Annotated in this window: 3 protein-coding genes; 2 read left to right on the top strand and 1 reads right to left on the bottom strand. The window is 43.1% G+C overall.

Features of this window, described 5'->3' with window-relative positions:
• Window positions 1–68 precede the first annotated feature (68 nt).
• Window positions 69–296 (bottom strand): type II toxin-antitoxin system RelE/ParE family toxin, encoded by a 228-nt coding sequence (locus tag RW114_RS20670; protein WP_340124610.1) that lies wholly within the window; start codon window positions 294–296, stop codon window positions 69–71.
• Window positions 297–484: 188 nt separating this feature from the next.
• Between RW114_RS20670 and RW114_RS20665 the strand changes: the two genes are divergently transcribed.
• Window positions 485–727, top strand: a complete 243-nt coding sequence (locus RW114_RS20665; protein WP_340124609.1) for a type II toxin-antitoxin system Phd/YefM family antitoxin — start codon at window positions 485–487, stop codon at window positions 725–727.
• On the top strand, window positions 724–987 hold the full coding sequence (locus RW114_RS20660; protein ID WP_340124608.1) for a Txe/YoeB family addiction module toxin: 264 nt from the start codon (window positions 724–726) through the stop codon (window positions 985–987). The genes RW114_RS20665 and RW114_RS20660 overlap by 4 nt, the downstream gene beginning before the upstream one ends.
• Window positions 988–1,407: the final 420 nt, after the last annotated feature.

Genomic DNA, 1,407 nt, shown 5'->3' with positions numbered 1-1,407 from the left:
TGCCGACAATCCGGTCGCCGTCGCAAACCCGTTATTGCAGATCAGGTAGTCTGTGTATAATTCTAGTTTTATTTTTTCCATCCCGAAATAATACGCTTTTTGAGGGGTGGGTGCGTAACATCAGTTAGTAATTCTAGCCGGTTGTTGGGCGGAATACGCAAATCATCAATGCGTCTGGCATTATTGATCATGCGCAGTTTACGTCGTGCCACCGCCTGAATTTGAACCGGTAGTTTTTTCGAGAACTCGCCTGCCCACGCCCTGTTCGTTTCGTCGTCATGGATCGTTGTAATCATGTGTTTGATACTATCGCCAGACGGAGGTGTTGTCAAATCGTAGTGAAGCAAAAAACTGCTATGGGCTAATTTACATAAACCAAATTATGCAAATTTTCAATCGAATCTGACCCCCAATTAATGTTCAAAACTTGCATTAACGTACTATTTATCGTACGATTAAACTTTGATTTTAACGGGCAACTTTTATGCAAACATTAACCGCAAGTGAAGCACGCGCAAATTTCTATCGCTTAATTGATCAAACTGCAGAGTCTCATCAACCGATTACCATCACTGGCAAACGAACTAACGCTGTTTTGCTATCTGCTGAAGATTGGTCAGCAATACAAGAAACACTTTACTTGTTGAGTGTGCCGGGTATGCGCGAAGCCATTACAACGGGTATTGCAACTGGAATTGAAGAGTGTGGCAAGGAACTTGAGTGGTGAGTTGGGAGTTGCTTTATACGAAACAAGCACAAAAAGATGCTAAAAAACTCGCTGCTGCAGGGTTAAAAGATAAGGCGCTTCAACTGCTTGATATTTTGAAAAATGATCCATTTCAGAACCCTCCACCCTTTGAGAAACTAGTAGGTAATCTGTCTGGAGCGTACTCGCGAAGAATCAACATACAACATCGTTTAATCTATGAAGTACTTATCAATGATAAAAAAGTCAAAGTATTGCGGCTTTGGACTCACTATGAATAGGTATGTTTGTAAATCAGTAAGCAGCCCCGATCTATACCGGTGCGGCACGGCGTATGTACCCGCCCTTAACGCTTGGTGTTGTCCGTAGAAACTTTCAATCTGGCCTGACCCGAATGGTTTTTATTAGAGCAATGTAACCAGTGCAGCAACGATCCCAATTGAAAAAGCCATTAAGCCGCCTAGTACTTAGTCAACTTAGAAATGACGGGTTCCTGTAACTGTGGGGGCGGCTTTAGCCGCCCAGTGGCGACTGAAGTCGCCCCCACATCCAGTTGAATAAAGTTGACTGGGTACTAGTACTCAGTCATTCTTGTAATGTCGGATAAAGTTTCTTCAACTTTACCCGAGCGTCCTCATTAGTAAAGCGCCATTCCATAGGTCGAACAATAGCATTTCTTTTTTCTTGCCATGCTGCGATTT

The sequence above is a fragment of the Methylobacter svalbardensis genome, from assembly GCF_037671525.1.
Lineage (GTDB): Bacteria > Pseudomonadota > Gammaproteobacteria > Methylococcales > Methylomonadaceae > Methylobacter_A > Methylobacter_A svalbardensis.
This window is presented reverse-complemented; position numbering and strand designations above follow the sequence as displayed.